Origin of the sequence: Luteimonas abyssi, assembly GCF_001482195.1 — a bacterium.
Lineage (GTDB): Bacteria > Pseudomonadota > Gammaproteobacteria > Xanthomonadales > Xanthomonadaceae > Luteimonas > Luteimonas abyssi.
Window position 1 is genome coordinate 2359268 of sequence record NZ_KQ759763.1, and the last position, 15073, is coordinate 2374340.

General features: G+C 69.7%; 17 protein-coding genes. 3 read left to right on the plus strand and 14 right to left on the minus strand.

The genetic code is table 11. The features are described from left to right. Positions 1–14: 14 nt before the first annotated feature. From lolD to RG19_RS18370, 10 genes are all read right to left on the minus strand, one after another. Entirely contained in the window at positions 15–791 is a 777-nt protein-coding gene (gene lolD / locus RG19_RS09960) for a lipoprotein-releasing ABC transporter ATP-binding protein LolD (RefSeq protein ID WP_058835141.1), read from the minus strand. Between the two features lie 4 nt (positions 792–795). Next, the gene (locus tag RG19_RS09965) at positions 796–2037 is read right to left on the minus strand and encodes a lipoprotein-releasing ABC transporter permease subunit (RefSeq protein WP_058835142.1); all 1242 of its coding nucleotides are present in this window, start codon (positions 2035–2037) and stop codon (positions 796–798) included. Between the two features lie 44 nt (positions 2038–2081). After that, positions 2082–2498, minus strand: coding sequence for a hypothetical protein (locus RG19_RS09970; RefSeq protein ID WP_238376618.1), 417 nt, complete (start codon positions 2496–2498; stop codon positions 2082–2084). 138 nt (positions 2499–2636) lie between these two features. Continuing rightward, entirely contained in the window at positions 2637–2903 is a 267-nt protein-coding gene (locus tag RG19_RS09975; protein ID WP_058835144.1) for an FAD assembly factor SdhE, read from the minus strand. Then, positions 2896–3330, minus strand: coding sequence for an MAPEG family protein (locus RG19_RS09980; RefSeq protein ID WP_082672600.1), 435 nt, complete (start codon positions 3328–3330; stop codon positions 2896–2898). Before RG19_RS09980 ends, RG19_RS09975 begins: the two co-directional genes overlap by 8 nt. Before the next feature lie 10 nt (positions 3331–3340). Further along, the gene (locus RG19_RS09985; RefSeq protein ID WP_058835146.1) at positions 3341–4129 is read right to left on the minus strand and encodes a succinate dehydrogenase iron-sulfur subunit; all 789 of its coding nucleotides are present in this window, start codon (positions 4127–4129) and stop codon (positions 3341–3343) included. A gap of 63 nt (positions 4130–4192) precedes the next feature. Beyond that, positions 4193–5983, minus strand: coding sequence for a succinate dehydrogenase flavoprotein subunit (sdhA, locus tag RG19_RS09990; protein WP_058835147.1), 1791 nt, complete (start codon positions 5981–5983; stop codon positions 4193–4195). A 301-nt stretch (positions 5984–6284) separates the two neighbouring features. Beyond that, positions 6285–6701: a succinate dehydrogenase, hydrophobic membrane anchor protein gene (sdhD, locus tag RG19_RS09995; RefSeq protein WP_058835148.1), complete on the minus strand. Its 417-nt coding sequence runs from the start codon at positions 6699–6701 to the stop codon at positions 6285–6287. Further along, a complete protein-coding gene (sdhC, locus tag RG19_RS10000; RefSeq protein ID WP_058835149.1) occupies positions 6698–7093 on the minus strand; it encodes a succinate dehydrogenase, cytochrome b556 subunit in 396 nt (131 codons plus the stop codon). The genes sdhD and sdhC overlap by 4 nt, the downstream gene beginning before the upstream one ends. Before the next feature lie 82 nt (positions 7094–7175). Next, complete coding sequence (locus RG19_RS18370; RefSeq protein ID WP_082672601.1) at positions 7176–7340, minus strand: DUF1674 domain-containing protein; 165 nt, start codon at positions 7338–7340, stop codon at positions 7176–7178. A 39-nt stretch (positions 7341–7379) separates the two neighbouring features. On the opposite strand from RG19_RS18370, the gene ygfZ reads away from it, so the two are divergent. Further along, a complete protein-coding gene (gene ygfZ / locus RG19_RS10005; protein ID WP_058835150.1) occupies positions 7380–8237 on the plus strand; it encodes a CAF17-like 4Fe-4S cluster assembly/insertion protein YgfZ in 858 nt (285 codons plus the stop codon). A 184-nt stretch (positions 8238–8421) separates the two neighbouring features. Then, positions 8422–8925, plus strand: a complete 504-nt coding sequence (locus tag RG19_RS10010) for an OmpA family protein (RefSeq protein WP_058835151.1) — start codon at positions 8422–8424, stop codon at positions 8923–8925. A gap of 386 nt (positions 8926–9311) precedes the next feature. On the opposite strand, the gene RG19_RS10015 is transcribed toward RG19_RS10010, so the two are convergent. From RG19_RS10015 to RG19_RS10030, 4 genes are all read right to left on the minus strand, one after another. Further along, entirely contained in the window at positions 9312–11621 is a 2310-nt protein-coding gene (locus RG19_RS10015) for a thiamine pyrophosphate-dependent enzyme (protein ID WP_058835152.1), read from the minus strand. 178 nt (positions 11622–11799) lie between these two features. After that, a complete protein-coding gene (locus tag RG19_RS10020) occupies positions 11800–12360 on the minus strand; it encodes a GNAT family N-acetyltransferase (protein ID WP_058835153.1) in 561 nt (186 codons plus the stop codon). Positions 12361–12394: 34 nt separating this feature from the next. Further along, positions 12395–13558 (minus strand): acyl-CoA dehydrogenase family protein, encoded by a 1164-nt coding sequence (locus RG19_RS10025; RefSeq protein ID WP_058835154.1) that lies wholly within the window; start codon positions 13556–13558, stop codon positions 12395–12397. A gap of 195 nt (positions 13559–13753) precedes the next feature. Further along, positions 13754–14563, minus strand: a complete 810-nt coding sequence (locus tag RG19_RS10030; RefSeq protein WP_058836539.1) for a glycine zipper 2TM domain-containing protein — start codon at positions 14561–14563, stop codon at positions 13754–13756. Between the two features lie 261 nt (positions 14564–14824). On the opposite strand from RG19_RS10030, the gene RG19_RS10035 reads away from it, so the two are divergent. After that, complete coding sequence (locus tag RG19_RS10035; protein WP_058836540.1) at positions 14825–15073, plus strand: DUF6116 family protein; 249 nt, start codon at positions 14825–14827, stop codon at positions 15071–15073.

Consider the following 15073-nt stretch of genomic DNA (forward strand, 5'->3'; position numbering starts at 1 on the left):
GACCTCAAGCTCCCTCAAACCGCCGAAGGCGCCATTTCCCGCAACTTCCCCTCGTGCAGCTCCAGCACCCGGTCCAGCCGACGGGCGAGGTCGCGGTCGTGGGTCACCAGCACGAGGCTGGTGCGCTGGGCGCGGTTGAGGTCGAGCATGAGGTCGAAGACGGTGCCGGCGGTGCGGTCGTCGAGGTTGCCGGTGGGTTCGTCGCCCAGCACGCAGGCGGGCTGGTTGACCAGGGCGCGGGCGACGGCGGCGCGCTGGCGTTCGCCGCCGGAGAGTTCGCCGGGCTTGTGCTGCAGGCGGTGGCCCAGCCCGACCGATTCCAACAGGGCGCGGGCCTTGGGTTCCACCTCGGCCACGGTGGGGGCCTTGGCGTGGCTGCCGCCGCCCACGGGCTGGCCGGCCAGCAGGGCGGGCAGCATCACGTTCTCCAGCGCGGTGAACTCAGGCAGCAGGTGGTGGAACTGGTAGACGAAGCCGAGCGCGCGGTTGCGCAGGGCGCCGCGGGCGCGGTCGGAGAGCGCGCTCATGCGGTGACCGTCGACGTACACCTCGCCACTGGTGGGCACGTCCAGGCCGCCCAGCAGGTGCAGGAGGGTGCTCTTGCCCGCGCCGGAGGCGCCGATGATCGCGACGGTCTCGCCCGGGTACACGTCCAGGTCGAGGCCGGCGAAGACGGGGGTGTTGAGCTTGCCTTCGCGATAGGTCTTGCCGAGGCCCTCGGCGCGGATGACGCTGTCGGCCGCCTTGGCGGCGGTGACCCCGGTATCGGGCCGGGGGGTGACGGTCGGCATCGGGTCACTCATAACGCAGGGCCTCCGCCGGTGCGGTGCGCGAGGCGCGCCAGGCCGGGTAGATGGTGGCGAGGAAGGCCATCACCAGGGCGACGAAGGCGATCAGGGTGATGTCGTCGGCGCGCAGCTCGGTGGGCAGGCCGGTGATGTAGTAGACGTCCGGCGGGATCAGCACCACGTTGAAGGTGGTCTCGATGGCGCGCAGGATGTGTTCGAGGTTGAGGGTGAGGGTGATGCCGGCCACCACGCCGATCACCGTGCCGATCACGCCGATCAGCGTGCCCTGCACCATGAACACCCGCAGGATGCCGCCCGGCGGCATGCCCAGCGTGCGCATGATGGCGATGTCGGCCTGCTTGTCGGTCACCAGCATGACTTGCGACGAGACCAGGTTGAACGCACCCATGGCGATGATCAGCGACAGCAGGATCGCGATCATGGTCTTCTCCAGGCGCAGCGCCCGGAACATGTTGGCGTTCTCCTGGCTCCAGTCGCTGACGCGGTACGGGCCCTGCAGCGCGATGGCGAGGTCGCGCGCGACCTCCCACGAGCGGTTCATGTCGTGCAGGCGCAGGCGTACGCCGGTCACGCCCTCGCCGATGCGCTGCACGCGCTGCAGGTCCTGCATGTTGACCAGGGCGAGGTTGCGGTCGAACTGCTGGTGGCCGGCTTCGAACAGGCCGCTCACGGTGTAGCGCTTGAGCTGCGGCACCGCGCCCATGGGCGTGGACTGGAAGTCGGTGGTCACCACCACGCGATCGCCCACGCGCACGCCCAGCCACAGCGCGAGTTCGCGGCCGAGGATGATGTTGAAGGCGCCGGCCTCGAGCGAGTCGAACTCGCCTTCCACCATGCGGTCCGCGATCACCGAGACGTGCTGCTCCTGCTCGGGCAGCACGCCCTGCAACAGCGCGGGCTGGCGGTTGGGGCCGGCGATGAGCGCCTCGCTCTGCACGTAGGGCGCGGCGCCGGCCACGCGCGGGTCGCGCTCGGCGATGTCCACGGCGTGGCGCCAGTCGTCCATGGTGCCGCTGTCGGCGCTCACCGTGGCGTGCGCGGACATCTGCAGCAGGCGGTCGCGGATCTCGCGCTGGAAACCGGTCATCACCGCGAGGGTGGTGATCAGCGCGGCCACGCCGATGGCGATGCCGAGGATCGAGGCGAGCGAGATGAAGGAGATGAAGCCGTTGCGGCGTTTGGCGCGCAGGTAGCGCAGGCCGATGGCGGCGGACAGGGGTTTGAACATGCGGCTCGCGCTGGGACGCCGGCACCGGGCGCCGGCCGAGGCGCCTATGGTGCCACCGAAGAGCCCCGCCGCGCAGCGCGCGGGGCCGGCGCGGCCAGTCGCAGTTCACGCCGTGCCACCGACGGCAGCGTGTCCGGCCACCAGACGCGGCGCACGCAGCGCCCCGCCCCGTCGCGCCAGCGGGCGAAGGCCAGCGGACCGCGCCAGACCAAACGGAAGCCGGCGACGGGCACACCGTCCACCTCGACGCGCTCGCCGTGGATGCGCAGCGCCAGCGACGGACGGCGCATCTCCCACCAGGCCGCGATCAGGCCGTAGGCCAGCGCGCCGCCGGCCAGCGGCCAGGCGGCGATGCGCGGCATTTCCGACACCAGCACCGCGACCGGCGCCGACGCGGCCATGCCGAGCAAGCAGACCAGCAGCCAACGCGACGGGCGCCAGTGGATGACGCCGGGCGACACGGCATCGACTTCGCGTCCGGGTCGCACCCGCGAAGCAGCGACAGATGCCGCGGAGGCCTTCATGTCGGCGTACCCGCACGAGCCCGCAGCGCATGCCGACCGGCTCCGCTGCCCGGCGGCGAAACGCCGCGCGCGCACTCAGCCGCGGACGATGTCCGACTGCAACTGCCGCATCCGTTCGACGAGCGCGCCGAGTGCGCCATCGGGCAGGTCCTCGTAGCCCATGCACCAGCGCCAGACCTTATCGTCTTCGCAATCGAGCAGCTGTAGGAAAACCGCCCGCTCGGCCTCGGAAGCAGTAGGCCACACGCGGTCGAGCCAGGCGTTGAACAGCACGTCCAGTTCGCGCATGCCACGGCGACAGCGCCAGCGCAGGCGCTTGAGTTCGATGGCGTCGTCAACCATGCAGCCACACACCCCAGGCAAGCCGGCCCCACAACGACAGCAACACGGCCGCGCCGGCGATGAAAGACAGGAACCGCGGCACCACCCGGTTGCCCAGGCACTGAAACCCGCTGTGCAGCACGCGCGTGGCGACGAACGCCCAGGCGAGCGCCACCACGGCCGTACCGCCCTGCCCCGCCGCCACTGCGGTCAGCAGGGCGACGTAGAACAGCAGCGGCAGTTCCAGCAGGTTGCGGAAGTTGTCGGCAGCGGCGCTGTCTGTGAGCAGGCGCGCGGACTGCGCCGAAGTGGCGACCGCCTGCGGGGCGATCGCGTCGCGCCGCATCTGCGCGAAGCGGCGCGCGTACATGACGGCCATCACCGCGAAGGTCAGCGCGACCAGGGCGAAGCCCGGCGCCAGCACCGCCATCGTCGATGGCGCAGGCATCGCCACGGGATCAGCCGTGGCGCGCCAGCATCAGCTGCTTGATCTGGCCGATGGCCTTGGCGGGGTTCAAGCCCTTCGGGCATGTCCGCGCGCAGTTCATGATGGTGTGGCAGCGGTAGAGCTTGAACGGATCCTCGAGGTCGTCCAGGCGCGCGCCGGTGTCCTCGTCGCGGCTGTCGATGATCCAGCGGTAGGCCTGCAGCAGGATCGCCGGCCCCAGGTAACGGTCGCCGTTCCACCAGTAGCTCGGGCACGAGGTCGTACAGCATGCGCACAGGATGCATTCGTAGAGACCATCGAGCTTGGCGCGGTCTTCCTTCGATTGCAGACGCTCGCGGTCCGGCGGCGCCGCACTCTGGGTCCGCAGCCACGGCTTGATCGACGCGTACTGGGCGTAGAAGTGGGTCAGGTCCGGCACCAAGTCCTTGATGACGGACATATGCGGCAGCGGATAGACCGGCACGTCCTTGTCGGCCTTGCCGCAGTCGTCGATCGCCTTGGTGCACGCCAGCGTGTTGGTGCCGTCGATGTTCATCGCGCACGAACCGCAGATGCCTTCGCGGCAGGAACGACGGAAGGTGAGCGTCGGATCGATCTCGTTCTTGATCTTGATCAGCGCGTCCAGAACCATCGGCCCGCACTTGTCGAGATCGATCTCGTAGGTGTCGGTGCTCGGGTTGCGCCCGTCGTCCGGGTTCCAGCGGTAGACCTTGAAGGTCCGGGTGCGCGTGGCACCGGTGGCCGGGAAGTGGCGACCCGGCTGGATCTTCGAGTTCTTGGGGAGGGAAAATTCGGCCATGGCTGTTCTCGTTGGCTCAGGCGGCGCTCGGGCGGAGCCCGACCGGTGCGATGGGGTCCCGACTCAGTACACGCGCGCCTTCGGCGGCACGACCTCGACTTCGTCGTCGAGCGTGTACATGTGCACCGGGCGGTAGTCGATCGCGGTCTCGCCGTTCTCGCCCACCCAGCACAGGGTGTGCTTGTGCCAGTTCTCGTCGTCGCGCTCGCTGAAGTCCTCGCGGGCGTGGGCGCCACGCGATTCGGTCCGGTTCTCGGCCGAGACGATCGTGGTCAGCGCCTGGCCCAGCAGGTTCTGCAGTTCCAGGGTCTCGATCAGGTCGGAGTTCCACACCAGCGACCGGTCGCTGACCTTAACGTCGGCGAACGAGGCGTGGATCTCGCGGATCTTCTTCACGCCTTCGGCCAGCGTCTCGCCGGTGCGGAACACCGCAGCGTCCTGCTGCATGGTGCGCTGCATGTTGTCGCGGATCTCGGACGTGGGCGTGCTGCCGTTGGCGTTGCGCGCGCGGTCGAGATTGGCGAGCGCCTTGTCGCAGGCGTCGTCGGCCAGGCGCTTGTGCGACTGGCCCGGCTTGATGGTCTCGGCACAGCGGTTGGCCACCGCACGGCCGAAGACGACCAGGTCGAGCAGCGAATTGGAGCCCAGGCGGTTGGCGCCGTGCACCGACACGCAGGCGGCCTCGCCGATCGCGTACAGGCCGGGGACCACCGCATCCGGGTTGCCGTCCTTCAGCTGCACCACTTCGCCGTGGTAGTTGGTGGGGATGCCGCCCATGTTGTAGTGCACGGTCGGGATCACCGGGATCGGCTGCTTCTCCACGTCGACGCCGGCGAAGATCCGCGCGCTCTCGGCGATGCCGGGCAGCTTCTCGTGGATGTCCTTCGGGTCGAGGTGGGTGAGGTCGAGGTGGATGTGGTCCTTGTGCTCGCCCACGCCGCGGCCTTCGCGGATCTCGATGGTCATCGAACGGCTGACCACGTCGCGCGAGGCGAGGTCCTTGGCGTTGGGCGCGTAGCGCTCCATGAAGCGCTCGCCGTTGCTGTTGCGCAGGATGCCGCCTTCGCCACGCACGCCCTCGGTGATCAGGCAGCCCGCGCCGTAGATGCCGGTCGGGTGGAACTGCACGAACTCCATGTCCTGCAGGCCGAGGCCGGCGCGCAGCGCCATGCCGCCGCCGTCGCCGGTGCAGGTGTGGGCCGAGGTGGCGGAGAAGTACGCGCGGCCGTAGCCGCCGGTGGCCAGCACCACGCCATGGGCGCGGAACAGGTGCAGGGTGCCCTCGGCCATGTCCAGCGCGAGCACGCCGCGGCAGGCGCCGTCGGCGTCCATGATCAGGTCGAGCGCGAAGTACTCGATGAAGAAGCGCGCGTCGTGCGCCAGCGACTGCTGGTAGAGCGTGTGCAGGATGGCGTGGCCGGTGCGGTCGGCCGCGGCGCAGGTGCGCTGGGCGATGCCCTTGCCGTAGTGCGTGGTCATGCCGCCGAACGGGCGCTGGTAGATCTTGCCTTCCTCGGTACGCGAGAACGGCACGCCCTGGTGCTCGAGCTCGACGATCGCCGGGATCGCCTCGCGGCACATGTACTGGATGGCGTCCTGGTCGCCCAGCCAGTCGGAGCCCTTGATGGTGTCGTAGAAGTGGTAGCGCCAGTCGTCCTCGCCCATGTTGCCGAGCGCGGCGGAAATGCCGCCCTGCGCGGCCACGGTGTGCGAGCGGGTCGGGAACACCTTGGTCAGGCACGCCGTCTGCAGCCCCTTGGCCGCGAGGCCGAAGGTGGCGCGCAGGCCGGCGCCGCCGGCGCCGACGACGATCATGTCGTACTTGTGTTCGGTGATCTTGTAGGTGGAGGTCATGGGGACTCTCTGGGTTGTGCGTGGGGAGGGCGGAGCGAGCGTGTCGCTTGCTGCCCTCACCCCATCCCCTCTCCCGCGGGAGGAGGAGACGAATCGAAAGGTACGGACGTCGACATCAACCCTTCTCCCGCAGAGCGGGAGAAGGTGGCGCGCAGCGCCGGATGAGGGCGCTCTGTCGCGACGAACCGGCCCTCAGCCCATCCCCTCTCCCGCAAGCGGGAGAGGGGCGATCGCGTCGGCGGGAGCCGCCGCCGGTCGCAGCGTCGCAGGCACGTTGCGCCGGCTCCGGAGGCGACGGAACTCATAGGAGCGCGATGCGCCCGATCGCGTACAGCGACGCCAGCGCGCCCAACGCGCAGGCCACGGTGATCAGGAACTGCAGCGCGAGTTCGAGCGCACGCTGGTGGATGTAGTCCTCGATCACCACCTGAAGCCCCAGCTTGGCGTGCCAGAACATGGCGATCAGGAACAGCGCCAGGATGATCGCGTTCCACGGCCGCGCGATGGTCTCGCGCACGGTGACGAGATCGGCACCGACCATCGACACCAGCAGGCCGACCAGCCACGGCACCAGCAGCGCCAGCAGCACCGCGGTCATGCGCTGCCACCAGAAGTGGCCGGTGCCGGACTTCGCCGAGCCCAGGCCGCGCGCACGCGCGATCGGGGAGCGCAGGTCGCGCCGCGCGGACGTCTCGCTCACGGACTTGGTCTCGCTCATGCCGCACCCCACAGGGCGACGAACCAGATCGCCGCGGTCAGCACCAGGGTCAGGCCGACCACGGCGTAGCCGGAGCGGTAGACCTCGGGAATCTCGAAGCCCCAGCCGGCGTCCCACAGCAGGTGGCGGATGCCGTTGAGCAGGTGATAGACCAGGCCCAGCGAGAACAGGAACAGGGCGATCCGGCCCACCGGCGAGGCGAGGCAGGCCGCGGCGCGGGCGTAGGCGTCACCGCCTTCGGCCACGGCCAGCAGCCACCACACCAGCACGAACGCGCCGACGGACAGCCCGATGCCGGCAATGCGGAACAGGATCGAGAGGAGGGAGGTGATCTGGAATCGGTAGGCCTGCCCGAGCATGAATGGGGACAGGGGGCGTTCGCGGTTCGCCATCGCTGGCAGGACTCCTCGCTGGGCGGCGTGGCGCCGCGTGGCTGTAACAGTGGCTGGACTGCCGTGAGGCGGATGCGACCGGTCAGAAATCGATGCAGCGGCCGTTCTTTTCCCAGTCGCCGTAGCGGGTCGGATCCGGGCCGTCGCGGCCTCCGAACTCCTCTGGCTGCGGCTGCGCCGGGGGTGGGTCTGGCGTGGTTCCGGCGTCCTGCCCGCGATCCGGGTCGGGAGCGCTTTCGCCTATCATGGGCGGAGTAATCACCACCGAATTCTAAATCCCACGTTCATGCACGACAAGTCGGACGCTTCTGCAGACGCCCTGTTCGCGCTGGCCGACATCCGCATCGTCGGCCTGGACGGCCGCGATGCGGTCGCCTTCGCGCAGGCCCAGTTCACCAATGACATGGCCGCCCTGCCCGATGGACACTGGCATTGGAGCGCCTGGCTGACGCCCAAAGGTCGCGTGCTGGCACTGTTCGCGCTGGTGCGCCTGGATGCGGAACGGCTGCGGCTGGTGTTGATGGACGCCGACCCCGAGGCCTTCGCCGCACGACTGCGCGGATTCGTGTTCCGGAGCAAGGTGGTCGTCGGCGTGGGTTCGGCGCCTGTCGGTGCGTTCGCATCGCCCCGCTCGGCTCAGGGCGCCGTTGTCGCCGAACTCTCCGAGGGCGGCTTCGAACTCGACCTGTCCGGTGCCGGAGGCGCGCGCCGACTGGTGTTCGACGCCGCATCCAGTGCTTCGGCGCCGGAGGACGACACGAGATTGGCGGCCTGGCGCGCCTTCGACCTCGCCCACGGTCTGCCGCGGCTGGAACCGTCGCAGGTCGAGCAGTGGACCCCGCAACAACTCTCGCTCGACCGCCTGCGCGCCTACAGCGTGCGCAAGGGCTGCTACCCGGGCCAGGAGATCGTCGCCCGCACGCATTTCCTCGGGCAGGCCAAGCGTGGCCTGGCGCGATTGCGCATCGCCGCTGCCGTTGCTGCGGGCGACGAGGTCGGCGGCGAAGGCGTCAGTGGACGCGTGGTCGCGGCCGTCGGGCCCGAGGCCCTGGCGGTGCTGCCGCTGCCGACGCCCGACGCGACACTGCGTGTGAACGATCGGGACGCGGCCATCCTGCCGCTCTGTGACGGCCTGCTCCGCTGAGCGTTTCCGAGCCTGCTGCGGCCCGGAAACGCTTGATTCCGACCCTGTAGACAGCCCATATTCACGCTTCGGACGAATCCGCAGGGGGATCGGGCCCGTGCCGTCGACATCAATGGCCAGGGATGCCAGCCCGGTTGCGTGCATTCGCTTGACCGACGCCGTATCCAGAGGAAGGAAAGACATCATGCGCTTCACGCTCCCCGCTGCTTCCGCGGTGCTGTCCGCAGCCCTGCTCGCCGCCTGCGCCCCCCAGCCCGCCTCTCCGCCGCCCCCGCCGCCGGCGGAGCAGGAAGTCCCCCAGTTGCCCTCGTCGTTCCTGGAGCGGCTGTCCGCCGACGGCCTGTTCGCCTTCGGTCGCGCCAGCATCGACGACTTCAGCCCGGCCGGTCGTCAGGCGCTCGACGACCTCGCCACGCGGCTGAGCGCGCGGCAGCTCGAAATCGTCCACGTCATCGGCCACAGCGACCGCATCGGCAACGACCGCGCGAACCTGCGCCTGTCCGAACAGCGTGCCGACGCGGTTCGCGAGTACCTGATCGAACGTGGCGTCCCGGCCGATGCCATCACCGCTGTGGGTCGCGGCAGTGTCGAGCCGGTGGTCGAGTGCGACAGCCTGCGCGGCGCTGCCCTGCAGGATTGCCTCGCGCCGAACCGCCGGGTCGAGGTGCGGGTCCAGTTCGCCGACTGATCCGCGCCCGACGGTACCCGCACGAAACGCGCCGGACGCTTGTCGTCCGGCGCGTTTTCTTGAGTCCTTCTTCAGCCGGGCGACGATGAGCGGGAACGCGACCGGCAATCGACGTCCAAACGCCGCGGCGAGCCGACTGGCGCGACGGTGACGCGTGGGGTCCCGCCCCCGGCTTCGAACGCCCCACCCCATCTACGACGGCTTCGTCCTCCTCGATTTCGCATTCGGAGGCCGCCGCCGCGCTTACGGCGGCCGGGGACATTCGCGCGAGCAGGCTGCCGGCCGCGTTGGGGCCCATCAGGTCGCGGTGCGAGAAGAACGAAGCGGGCAGCCGAATGTCCGCCTCCCCGCCACTACCGGACGCAGCCTCCGTCACCCGTCACCCGTCACCCGTCACCCGTCACCAGATCCGCCGCGGCCGCCACGATCTCCGCCTCGGACGGCAGCACCAGCAGCGCCGCACCGGCCAGCGGCGTGAACGTGTCCGCGCCGACCACCCGCCGCAACGGCCGCGCGCCGAATCCGGCCTCGACGATCGCGGTGATGATGCCCTCGCCCACGCCGGCACTGCGTCGCCCCTCGTCGACCACCAGCACCCGCGCGCATTCGCCCACGTGGTGCGCGATCGCATCGGTGTTGAGCGGCACCAGCCAGCGCAGGTCCACCACCCGCACCGACCAGCCGTGTTCGGCCTGGATCTCGCGCGCGGCGCGCAGGCTCATCGGCACGCCGTTGCCGAAGGTGAGGATCACCAGATCGCGGGCGTCCGTGTCGTAGACCCGCGCCTCGCCGAGCGTCAGCGCGCGGCCGGGCGCCGGGTACTCGGTCGACCAGCCGCCGTCGCCCGGGTACAGGTCCTTGGTCATGTACAGCGCGATCGGCTCAAGGAACGCGCACACGCGTCCGTCCACCGCCGCCAGCGCCATCAGCGTGCGCAGCATCATCGCCGCGTCGTCGCCGCGCGACGGGCAGCCGACCACCAGCCCGGGGATGTCGCGCAACGCGGTGATCGAATTGTCGTTGTGGAAATGCCCGCCGAACCCTCGCTGATATCCCAGCGAGGCGATGCGCATCACCATCGGGTTGCGGTACTGGCCGTTGCTGAAGAACTGCAGGCTGGCCGCCTCGCCGCGGATCTGGTCGCAGGCGTTGTGGAAGTACGCCAGGTACTGGATCTCGGGCAACGGCAGCAGGCCCATATTGGCGCACCCCTGCGCCAGGCCCAGGATCATCGTCTCGTCGAGCAGCGTGTTGAACACGCGCCGCCCGCCGAAGGCTTTCTCCAGCCCCTTGGTCACGGTGTAGACACCGCCCTTCCGGGCCACGTCCTCGCCGAACAGCAGGGCCTGCGGATGGGCCAGCAACAGATCGTGCAGGGCGGCGTTGATCTGTACCGCCATGTGCCGCGGCGGCTGCCGCTCGGGCAGGCGCGCCTCGCCGCCGAAGGCCGCCACGCGCGTCGCGTGATCGGCGCCACGCGCGGCCTCGCGCCGCACCGCATCGGGCGAGTACGGCGCCAGCGGCGCCATCACCGCATCCAGCGAGGCCAGCCGCGGACGCGCGTCGGCCGCCTCCGCGGCGGCGAAACAGCGCGCGCGCACCGCCTCGTACAGCGCCAGCACGCCCGCCTTCGTCATCAACCCCGACGACAGCGCGATCGCCGCACTGCGCAGCAGCGGGTCGCCGGCCTCCACCGCGCACAGCTCGGCGAGATCGCGCCACTCGATCTCGAAGTCGGTACCGGCATGTCCCATGAGCCGCGTCGTGCGCAGGTGCAGGAAGGTCGGGCGCCGGGTACGCCGGCAATGCGCCACCGCACGCTGCACATCGCCGTAGCCGGCGGCGAGGTCGAGCCCGTCGGCCGCGAAGTAATCCAGCCCGGCACGCTGCGCGAAATTGCGTGCAACCCAGCCCTCGGGCGTCTTCACCGAGATGCCGATACCGTTGTCCTCGCACACGAACAGCACCGGTGCCGGCAAGCCCTGGTAGGCCGTCCACGCCGCGGCGTTGAACGCGGTCTGCGCGGTGGCGTGATTGCTCGATGCATCGCCGAACGAACACACCACGATGCTGTCGTCCGGCACCGGCAACGCGTGGCCGATGCGCGGTGCATGGGCGATCGCGATCGCCGTGCCCAGCGCCTTGGGCAGGTGCGAAGCGATCGTCGAGGTCTGCGGCAATACCCACAACGGCTTGCTTCCCCAGACCTTGTGGCGGCCGCCGCTGGCGGGGTCGTCCTGGCTGGCGGCGAAACTCAGCGCCGAATCCATCACCGGGTCGCGCGCCGCACCGTCGTCAGCGGGCAGCTGACGGAACCGTTCGGCCATGAAGGCACCACTGCGGTAATGCAGGAACGCGGGATCGGTGTGCCTCGTCAGACGCGCCACCATCGCGTTGCCTTCGTGGCCGCTGGAGCCGATGGTGTAGAAGACCTTGTTCTGCACGCGCAGCACGCGCGCCATCAGGTCGAGGTGGCGGCTGATCAGTTGCGACTCGAACAGTTCGAGAAACCCGCGCGCATCCAGTGTGCTCCCCTCCAGTACGCTCCCGTCCAGGGCCTGCGCGTCCGCGGCGGCAGGCGCACCGGCCGTGTCCGGCCACCCGTGCACGAACTCCTGGAAATTGACGTCGCAGATCTCCGCGCGGTTGAGACCCTTCATGCGGGCGGGGATCGGATCGGGCACGGATGCGAACATGCGGTCTCCTCAGTCGATGACGTCCCACATTGGTGTGGAACGTGGAGCGAATACGCGCCACCGCGGCGCGGCGATCGCCGATGGCACGCGCCTGGACGCCCGAGTGCGCACGCACGCGGCTCCGCGCACGCATCCGGTGTCGATGCGATCGGGCGTGTCCGCCGTCACCGGCCGGCGCTCAAGCGTCCGTCGCGTCGCGCGCCCGCCACTGCGCGCGGGTCTGTCCCCATACCTCGACCTCGTCGTCCTCGAACGGAGCCGGCAATCGCGCCCTGCGCAGCCGGCGCGAACCGAGCCGGTGCGCCAGCGCCTGCGACGCGGCGTTGTCCGGGTCGATGCAGTGGATCACCTCGTCCCAGCCCAGGTGGTCGAACGCCCAGTCGATCGCGGCCGTGGCGGCCTCGGACGCATAGCCCTGGCCCCAGGCGTCCGGGTGGAACGTGTAGCCCACCTCGGCACCGGGCCAGCCGTCGGGTTGCCATGGGCCGGCCTGCCCGAGCCACCGCCCGCTCGCGGCCTCGATGACCGAGAACATGCCGAACCCCTGCACCATCCACGCGCCGGGCATCTGCAGGAACCGGCGCCAGGCGGCGGCGCGCGGTTGGTGACCGCCGATGTAGCGAGCGGCGTCGGGATTGCCGATGACCTCGGCGTAGCGCTCGAAGTCCTCCATCCGTGGCACCCGCAGCAGCAGCCGCTCGGTCCGCAGCTCCGGCCAGGTCGCGTCGTGACGGGTCATGCGCAGGGCTCCTTCGCTGCGGCGGGGTTCGGGATCAGAAGGCGTTGATGCCGGTGAGCTCGCGGCCCACCACCAGTTGATGCACGGTCTCGGTGCCCTCGTAGGTGATCACCGATTCCAGGTTCAGCGCATGCCGGATCGGGCAGTGCTCGGTGGTGATGCCGGCGCCGCCGAGCAGGTCGCGCGCCTCGCGCGCGATGTCGATCGCCATGCGGCAGTTGTTCCACTTGGCCAGCGACACCTGGGTCGGCTGCATGCTGCCGGCGTCCTTCAGTCGGCCGAGCTGCAGCGACAGCAACTGCGCGGCGGTGATGCGGCGCGCCCAGTCGGCCATCTTGATCTGCGCGCTCTGCGTGGCCGCCACCGGGCGCCCGAACAGCATGCGCTCCTTCGAATAGCGCAGCGCCTCGTCCAGGCAGGCGACGGCCGCGCCGATCGGCCCCCAGGTGATGCCGTAACGGGCCTGGGTCAGGCAGCCCAGCGGTCCCTTCAGGCCCTTCACGTTCGGCAGCCTGTTCGCCTCGGGCACGCGCACGCCGTCGAAGAACAGCGCGCTGGTCACCGAGGCGCGCAGGCTCATCTTGTGCTTGATGACCTGCGCGGTGAAGCCGGCGAAGTCCTTTTCCACCAGAAAGCCCTGGATGCCGTCGTCGGTTTGCGCCCAGACGATGGCGATGTGGGCCAGGTTGCCATTGGTGATCCACATCTTCGAGCCATCGAGGATCCAGTCGTCGCCGTCGCGCCGGGCATGGGTCTTCATGTTGGCGGGATCGGAGCCGCCATGCGCCTCGGTCAGGCCGAAGCAGCCGATCGCGCGGCCGGCGGCCATCTCCGGCAGCCAGCGGCGCTTCTGCTCCTCGCTGCCGTACGCGTGGATCGGATACATGCACAGCGAGGATTGCACGCTGGCGAAACTGCGCAGACCGGAGTCGCCGCGTTCGAGCTCCTGGCAGATCAACCCGTAGCTGACGCCGTTGAGGCCGGCGCAGCCGTACGCTTCCGGCAGGGTCGCGCCGAGTACGCCGAGCGCGGCGATCTCGGGGATCAACTCATCGGGGAAACGCCCCTGGTCGAAGCATTCCCCGATGATGGGCAGCACGCGCTCGTCGGTGAACCGCGCCACCGAGTCCTGGACCGCCCGCTCCTCGTCGCTGAGCAGGGCACGGACATCGAAAAGATCGTACGGATGCAAGGACATGGGCGGCCGACGCGATGAAAGCGCCGATTGTAGCGTCGCGCCCGGACCCGCCATGCCGCAGGACAGCATGCGCGTACCCGCCTCGCCCTCCGCCGTGGGGCGAATACGAAGCAGGGCCGGCAATGCCGGCCCTGCGGGTGGTCGCGTGTCGCCGCCGTGCCAGGTGGCGGCGACCGGACCATCGCCTACCGGCGCTTACTGGCGATCGCCGGTGTGCATGGATGCGGTCTGGGTGACCACCTGACCATCGAGGACCGGCAGACGGTCGGCGGCGGGGCGCTGGTCCATGCGCACGGTGCGCTCGTTGCCGTCGAAACGGTAGGTCACGTCGTACGCCACCGGCACATCTTCCGTCCCGAGGCGAATGCGCTCACCCGGGCTGCTGTCCGTCCGCATGGTGCCGGTGGTGCCGTCCGGGTTGCGGTAGGTCACGTTGTAGGCGACCACGCGCGAGGACTGCGACGAATCCTGGACGGTGTGGCACTGGCGGTCAACCCGTTCGACCACGCGTCCGCCGACATGATTGCGGTCGACCCGGTTGCCGATGAAGCCGCCCGCGGTGGCGCCCGCGGCGGTGGCCAGTTTGCGGCCATTGCCGCTGCCGATCTGGTTGCCCACCAGGCCGCCGACCACGGCACCGACGACGGTCCCGCCGACGTTGCCGTCGCGCTCGGGCAGACGCTCCTGCACCACCACGTCTTCGCAGACCTGCCGCGGCGTGGTCTGGGTGGTGGTCTCGCGCACCGGCTCGCTGCCGATGACGGTGGCGAACAGATCCTGACGCTCGGTCACCGGATCGACGCGCAGCACATCGGCGTACTCGAGTCGGCCGCCGACCGGGATCGCATCTTCGTTCGCCACATCCTCGAACATGCCCGGCGCGGTCGCTTCGCCGGCTGCGCGCTCCGGCGTCGCCGGCGCATCGCGGTTGCTCTGGAACGCCGCCACGGCAACACCGCCCACCAGAAGGGACGCCAGTGCGATCGCCAAGGTGTTGTTCTTCATCGACATGCTCTCCGTGTTCTAGGACACTTTGGGTCCGTGGGTGACGCATTGCGTCAGGGCTCGGGACGGATTCCAACACGGTGTACCTGAACGCCCCCATTAAGAAAACGTTTACGGCTACAAAAAATGTGAATCGGGCACGCATTCGACCCGTGCTAGCGTGGATCGCCCTCTGATCCAATCGCCGACGTGCGCGACATCGTCGCCGTCGGCACCGACGCCGGGCCGCCGTCGTTCGCAAGCGTCCCTTGGAGACCCGAGATGATCCGGACACGCCATCTGATGCTCGGCCCCGCCCTGCGCTGGCTGGGTCGCCTGAGCTACCCCCGCCTCTTCGCGGTGACCGCAGCCCTGTTCGTGCTGTCGTTGATCGTGCCCGATCCGATCCCGTTGATCGACGAACTGCTGCTCGGCCTCGGCACGCTCCTGCTCGCACGGTTGAAGCGCCCGAAGGAGAGCGACGCCGACCCGCGTCCGCCCCTCGACGGCGAGGCCGGGCGCCGGCGCTGA